At 44.3% G+C, this 7,789-nt stretch carries 4 protein-coding genes; all 4 read left to right on the top strand.

The window, feature by feature from the left end; translation table 11 throughout:
• On the top strand, positions 1–208 hold a 208-nt coding region (locus DXA15_RS26440; protein WP_233567230.1), incomplete at its 5' end, for a hypothetical protein.
• A 194-nt stretch (positions 209–402) separates the two neighbouring features.
• Positions 403–2,775 carry an ABC transporter permease gene (locus DXA15_RS12180; RefSeq protein ID WP_128134201.1) on the top strand — a complete coding sequence of 791 codons (2,373 nt, stop codon included), beginning with the start codon at positions 403–405 and terminating at the stop codon, positions 2,773–2,775.
• Between the two features lie 23 nt (positions 2,776–2,798).
• On the top strand, positions 2,799–5,141 hold the full coding sequence (locus DXA15_RS12175; protein WP_128134200.1) for an ABC transporter permease: 2,343 nt from the start codon (positions 2,799–2,801) through the stop codon (positions 5,139–5,141).
• A gap of 200 nt (positions 5,142–5,341) precedes the next feature.
• Positions 5,342–7,672 carry an ABC transporter permease gene (locus tag DXA15_RS12170; RefSeq protein ID WP_128134199.1) on the top strand — a complete coding sequence of 777 codons (2,331 nt, stop codon included), beginning with the start codon at positions 5,342–5,344 and terminating at the stop codon, positions 7,670–7,672.
• Positions 7,673–7,789: the final 117 nt, after the last annotated feature.

Below are 7,789 nucleotides of genomic sequence, written 5' to 3'. Positions count from 1 at the left end.
GGGACTAAAGTCCAATGAGATAGATCCTTTACTAATCCGTCAGCTGAAGCAGACGGCAAATAAACTTGTAACAAGGCTTGTTTTATTGACTGGCTTTAACACACCCCCTGCCCCCTCTCGAGAGGGGAGCCAGTTACAACCAGTCACAAAACTAATAGTTCAATTATTTCTAAATAAACAGCCGAATATTGTTGCAGCTGAAACCTGAAACGTGGAATGTGAATACTTCCGGGAGAATGTCGGATAGGATGTAAAAAAACTGGACAGGACTGTCTAATTATTAGACATACCTTGATGCTTGGCTGTCCTTTATTTTGTTGATATTTAATGTTTTATTGTTTTGGCACGTATTTTGGTCGTTGGAATGTGTAAATAACCGAAATAACAAAAAATAGTATATCAATGAGAACGATATTGCGAAACTTTCTGAATGTGCTGCGCCGCTTCAAGATGGCGTCTTTCCTGAATATAGTGGGACTGTCGGTAGCCTTTACCGCTTTTCTGGTGATTATGATGCAGGTTGAATATGAACAGACTTTCGACCGGTGTTACCCGACCGCTTCACGCATTTGCCGGGTGGACGTGAATCATGGGGAAGTGGATATTTATGCATCGATACTGCCCCGTGCACTGGCAGATGCTGTTTTTGCTTCATCCCCTCATATAGAAAGCAGTGTACTGCTAAGCCCCTCCAGTGGACATTACTATGTGACCGTGGGAGAGGAGGGGAATGAGAAAGGTTTTAAAGAATCAATCATCTCCTGTTATTCGGATTTTGTACATGTTTTCGAACCGTCTATACTGGAGGGGACTGCTTCCTGCCTGGAAGATCCAGAGAAGGTAATCATACCGGAAAGCATGGCCCGGCGAATGTTTGGTAAGGAACCGGCCGTGGGAAAAAACATTTATTGTAAGGATGAAATATGGTATATAGACCAGAAGAACTTTACCGTCGGTGGCGTCTATAAAGATTTTCCGGAGAATGCACAGATGAAAAATAGCATTTATATTCGTATGAAGGAAGATTGGGGGAAAGATGACTGGTATTCTCAGAACTTTATGGGGTATATCTTGCTGGATTCGCCCGAATCGAGACAGGAGGTGGAAGATAACTTCAACAAGACATTCGACTTTTCTAAATATGGAACCCAGGATAAGACATTCCTGCATCTGATTCCTGTCACGGACATTTATTATACGGCCGGCCAGTATGAAGATATGATCAAAGCCGGAAATATCGATACGATGCGGTTGCTGGTATTGATCGCTTTGCTGATCATTATCATTGCCGGAATCAATTTTACGAATTTCAGTACGTCACTGGCACCGATGCGCATCAAAAGTATCAATACGCAGAAGGTATTGGGCAGTTCGACAGCCAGTCTGCGAATCAGCCTGATGGTCGAAGCGGTTGCCATTTGTCTGTTTTCCTGTCTGCTCTCTTTCTTGCTGACCTGGATGCTGAACAGGTCGGGAGTTCTTACCTTTGTGGAGGCGGATACGAATATGCTGCATTATATACCTTTATTATTTATGATGCTAGGAATGGCTGTTTTGCTGGGAGTGATAGCGGGACTGTATCCGGCGTGGTATATGACCTCTTTCCAGCCGGCATTGGTCCTGAAAGGGAGTTTCGGGTTATCGGTTTCGGGACGGAAATTGCGTATGGTCCTGATCGGTTTCCAGTACGTTGTCTCGATCGGTTTGATTATCGGCTCCTTCTTCATACAACTTCAGAATAATTATATGCGTTCCTACAAGCTGGGATTTGATAAGGATCAGGTTGCAATGGCCGTTTTAAGTACCGAGATGGTCGAAAAGTCAGGCGATCTGTTGATGAACCGGCTGAAAGAACATGTCGCCATCGAAGATGTAGGCTTTGCCAGCGATAAAGTGGGAGCATCGAATAACTATTCCGCAAATAATTTCGTTTGTAACGATAAAGAGTTCAATACTGAAATAGTATATACCTCGTGGAACTTTCTCGATGTCGTAGGGATTCCGATTATCAGCGGACATAATTTCAACCACTCGGATGCAGAGAGTGATTCTACTTATACCTGTATTTTTACCCGCCGGGTACAGGAACTGGCTCCTGATATGGAACCGGGGCATCTGTTGAAGAAAAGTTGGATGGGGATAGGCCGTGTTGCCGGTTTTGTCGATAACATAAAGATTTCATCGCTACGCTCGATAACCCGGCCGCTGGTTTTTATAGTAACCAAAAAACAGGTAACGCCTGTCTGCTATATCCGCCTGGTTGCCGGAGCCGATGTGGAAGATGCCGTCGCCCATATCCACCGGGTAATAGCCGATATCGATCCGGCATATCCGTTCGAGGTGGAGTTTTATGATACGGTATTCAATAATCTGTATCATAAAGAACAGTATCTGAAAAAGATGGTCACTTTGTTCAGCCTGCTGGCTATCGTGCTGTCGATCGTGGGTGTCTTTGGACTGGTTGTTTTTGAAACGCAATACCGGCGTAAAGAGATCGGAGTGCGTAAAGTGTTCGGTGCTACGGTAGGGGAGGTTTTGAATATGTTTAACAGGTCTTATCTGCGTATTGTCTCGATCTGTTTTGTGATCGCTGTCCCGTTTGCTTATTACGGTGTACATAAATGGCTGGAAAACTTTTCCGATAGGACCCCGATCTATTGGTGGGTGTTTGTGTTGGCTTTCGGCATTGTGGCCGGTATAACCATGCTGACGGTTACATTCCAGAACTGGAAAGCGGCAAATGAGAATCCGGTGAACAGTGTAAAAAGTGAATAACTAATCTAAACAATAAATATATCATGAGTAATCTTTTAAATTTAAAATCATTCTTTAAATTCCTGGGACGGAATAAGGGATATACAGCCATCGACCTGTTCGGCCTGTCGGTTTCGCTGATGTTCGTGATCCTGATAGCTACCTATGTCACCGGGGAGTTGATGACTGACCGTTATCATGAAAAAGCCGATCGGATATATGTTTTAGGTAACGGTGAATATACAGGTTCTGCCTATCGGATCGGTTACCGCCTGGAAGAACGTTATCCGGAGATAGAGAAAGTGTGCCATGTCATGACACGTGTCTTCGACAATACCCCGTTGAAGAACGGTGAGAATAACCTGACGGCAAACCTGATGCTTGCCGATACGACTTTTTTCGACTTTTTCAATTTTCCGTTGGTAAAAGGAAATTGGGAACAGGCGTTAGCTGCAAAGGATTATGCTGTGATCTCCGAATCTTTTGCCAATAGGTATTTCGGAAATGAGGACCCGATGGGTAAAACGATCCGCATCAATGATAACTTGTCGCTGATTGTTAACGCTGTAATGAAGGATATTCGCTATTCAGTTATCCCTGATGAAGATATCCTGTTCCGGATCGACAATGTCGATGCAATTGGAAAGGGTATGTTCGACAACTATAATAGTGTCGGAGCTGTCAATGTTTTCGTGATGGAACGCGAGGGGGCTGATATTTCTTCCCGCTCCGATGATATAAGGGACTGGTTCAAGACCTTTTTCAAGATATATGAAAAAGGATCATTTAAGGAAGTCAATTTTGTCCCGTTGAAAAAGTTATACTTCTGGGAGCAGAGCAATCCGTTCGGAATGTTTACCATAGAGAGGGGGAACTGGCAGTTTGTGATGATCCTGCTATCGGTTGGTTTGCTTATTCTTTTGTTTGCCGTTATTAATTATGTAAATCTGACTGTGGCGCAAACCGGTTTCCGGGCAAAGGAAATGGCTACCCGGCGATTGTTGGGGTCTTCGCGTAAAGAACTGTTTTCCCGTCTGATCATGGAATCGACGTTGCTGACAACGATTTCTTTCTTTGCCGGTTTGCTGCTGGCCTTTTTCTTTGCGCCTTTTGCGAGCAATCTGTTGCAGAAGCAGGTAGATCTGGTTGATATGATCACTCCGTTGAATGGCATGATCGTTATCGTTTTGATCGTTCTGATCGGATTTATATCCGGACTGTTGCCGGCGATCGTCATCTCGAATGCGAAGCCGATCGAAGTGGTGAGGGGGACTTTCCGTAAACAAACGAAGATGGTATTCAGTAAGTTCTTTATTGTTTTTCAGAATACGATCACTATTTGCCTGATTGCTGCCGCCGTTACGATGTTTTTGCAGGTAAAATACCTGATCAAAGCTCCGTTGGGATATAACTCGGTGAATATTCTGAATATAAACGGTGAAGAGATGCCGGATAAAAATATGGCTTATACGCTGGTAAACGAGTTGAAGCAATTGTCTTGTGTCAGCCGGGTAGGGATAGGTTACGGAACGCCTTTCAATATGGGAATGAATTATACGGCCCGTTATGATAATAAGAGTATTAGTTTTCAGGGTATTCGTTGTGATAAGGAGTATTTTGATATTTTGGGCTTTAAAACTTTGCGGGACAATCATGTAGCTGACCCTGTCAAGTATTTTCTGTCCGAAGGATCGATGAAGGCGTTGGAACTGAATGAAGATGCAACGGATTTTGATTTTAATGTCTGGGGTAAGCATCCTATTGCCGGCATCGTCAAAGATTTTCAGTTGCGTAATGTGATGCTGGAGAATAAGCCGGTCATTGTGATGCTTCACGAGAATAAAGAAGATTTTAGTCCGCATGATATCGTAGTGGAGGTGAACGGGGAACCGTTTGCCGCCCGCCAGGAAGTGGCGGCTGTGTATAAAAAGCTGGCAAGGATGGACTTTGACGGTAAGTTTCTGGATGAGCAGATCGAGGAATCATTTGCCGTTCAGACAAGGACCTCTACGATCGTCATGATTTTTGCTGCTATCGCAATACTGATCTCATTGCTGGGGTTGCTTGCCATGTCGACCTATTTTATACAGCAGCGTGCGGCAGAGATAGCCGTCCGTAAAGTCTTTGGCTCGACAAATGCACAGGTGCTTCTCCGGTTGGTAAAGGCTTTCCTGACCTATGTGGCAGTAGCTTTTATTATTGCCATACCATTGATCTGGCATTTTATGAACGGGTGGCTTACCGGTTATTCGTACCGTATCACACTTTCTCCCTGGATCTATGCAGTTGCCGGACTGTTTTGCCTGATCATTTCATTTATCACTGTCTTTATCCAGAGTTACCAGGCAGCAACAGCCAATCCGATAGAAAGTATAAAAGATAATTAGTTATTTGTAAATGAGGACAGTCCTGTAAAAAAATTAGACAGGACTGTCCATTTATTAGACAATACCGGAACTTTGACCTTGTGAGTATTTGTTTGACAATTAGTTAGTTGGTTCTTTTGGCATGTATTTTGAGTTGAAAAGAGTATCTAATGAATAGTATATAGTACAGGGAATGAGTAAAACCCAATAATTGATGAACCATGAGTAATATTTTGAATTTTAAATCTTTCCTTAATTTCTTGGGAAGGAACAAGGGGTATACGGCTATCGACCTGTTTGGTTTGTCCGTGTCGCTGATGTTTGTGATCCTGATCGCGACCTATGTGGTCGGTGAGTTATCGACCGACCGTTTTCATGAGAAGGGAGACCGTATCTATGCGTTGACGAATGGCGAGTCGACGGGTTCGGCCTACCAGATAGGATATCGCCTGGAAGAACGTTATCCGGAGATTGAGAAGAGTTGCCATGTGCTGGCCCGGGCATTCTACCTGCCGGTTCAAAGCGGAGAGCATAAGCTGAATGCCGGCCTGATGCTTGTCGATACGACCTTTTTCGACTTTTTCAATTTCCCTCTGATAAGAGGAAACAGAGACCAGGCCTTTGCTGCCAGGAACTATGCTGTGATCTCCGAGTCGTTTGCCAATAAGATTTTTGGCAATGAAGACCCGATGGGGAAAACGATCCGTGTCAATGATGAGTTGACGGTGGTTGTCAACGGCGTACTGAAGGATATACGCCATTCCGTGATCCCCAATGAAGATATCATGTGCCGCATCGATAACATCAGGGCGGTAGGGCAGAATATGTTTGACGATTATAACAGTGCAGGGTCTGTGAATGTTTTCGTGATGAAACGCGAAGGAGCTGATCTTGCCTCTAAATCGGATGATATCCGGAACTGGTTCAAGACATTCTTCTGGATATATGAAAGAGATTTATCGACAGTTGTCGAGTTTGTTCCTTTGAAACAGTTGTATTTCTGGAATCATACATATTCGCCCGGCATAGAGAGGGGCAACCGCCAGTTCGTGATCATTTTGTTATCGGTCGGTTTGCTTATCCTCCTGTTTGCCATCATTAATTATATTAACCTGACGGTGGCGCAGACCGGTTTCCGGGCAAAGGAGATGGCTACCCGGCGGTTGTTGGGGTCTTCACGCAAAGAATTGTTTTCGAGGCTGATTATAGAGTCGACTTTGCTGACAGCTATTTCTTTCTGTATCGGTTTGTTCCTGGCTTTCCTCTTTGCTCCTTATGCCGGCGATCTGGTACAAAAACAGATTTATCCGTCTGAAATGATCACCCCGCTGAACGGGATCATTGTCATTCTTCTGATCGCGCTTATCGGATTTATTGCCGGGTTGCTACCCGCGATTGTCATTTCTAATGCCAAACCGATCGAAGTGGTGCGCGGGACTTTCCGCAAACAGACGAAGATGGTGTTCAGCAAGTTTTTCATCATTTTCCAGAACATAATCACGATCTGCCTTATTGCCGCCTCCATTACTATGTTTTTGCAGGTGAAGCATTTGGTTAAAGCGCCGTTGGGATATAATTCGGAGAACATCATCGATATAAGCGGAGAAGCATTGTCGAACCGGCAGACTTGTTTTACCCTGGTAAACGAGTTGGAACAACTGGCCAGTGTGAAACGGGTAGGAGTGGCGGAAGGTACTCCGTTCAATATGGGGATGAACTTTACAGGCCGTTTCGATGATAAGAATATCAGTTTCCAGGAGTTTAGCGGTGATAAGAATTATTGGGATATGCTCGGTTTTGAAATTCTGCGCGATAATAATGTGGCCGAAACGGTTAAATATTATCTGTCCCAGGAAACGATGAGGGTACAGGAACTGCCGGAAGATGTTATGGCTTATAAATACAGAGGGTGGAAAGATGTGACTGTGGCCGGTATCGTCAGGGATTTCCAGTTGAACAATATCCTGATGGACAAACAACCGACTATCCTGATGCTTTATATAAACAGGGAAGACCTGCATCCGCGCAATGTGTTGGTGGAAGTAAAAGGCGATCCGTTTGCCGCCCGTAAGGAAGTGGCGGCTGTCTTTGAGAAACTGACAGGGTTGGAGTTTACCGGTCGGTTTATCGATGAGCAGATCGAGCTTTCGTTCGCCGACCAGGAAAGGACGTTGAAGATCGTTTCGATCTTTGCTCTGATTGCTATCCTGATCTCTTTATTGGGATTGCTGGCGATGTCGACCTATTTTATCCAGCAGCGTTCTTCGGAGATAGCGGTACGTAAGGTTTTCGGTTCGACAAATGTGCAGGTGCTTGTACGGTTGGTAAAGGCCTTCCTGACTTATGTAGGAATAGCGTTCATTATTTCGGTACCGGTGATCTGGTATTTTATGAATGGGTGGCTGTCGGAGTATTCTTACCGTATTGTTTTATCGCCGTGGATATACGCTGCGTCGGGATTGTTCTGCCTGCTTGTTTCATTCGTGACGGTGTTTCTTCAAAGTTATCTGGCGGCTATTTCAAATCCGGTCGAAAGTATAAAAGATAATTAGGCGGAGGCTAAGGGTTTGTATTGTTCTTTGTCTAATTATTTTACACCAGTGTCTAAAATTTAGACACATCTGATAACGCCTTGATTCGTCAAGGCGTTATTTATTAGATGATTACAT

Source organism: Parabacteroides sp. AM58-2XD (assembly GCF_003463685.1).
GTDB classification, from domain to species: Bacteria; Bacteroidota; Bacteroidia; order Bacteroidales; family Tannerellaceae; genus Parabacteroides; species Parabacteroides segnis.
The sequence above is the reverse complement of the archived record's forward strand: the minus strand, read 5'-3'. Positions and strand labels throughout refer to the sequence as shown.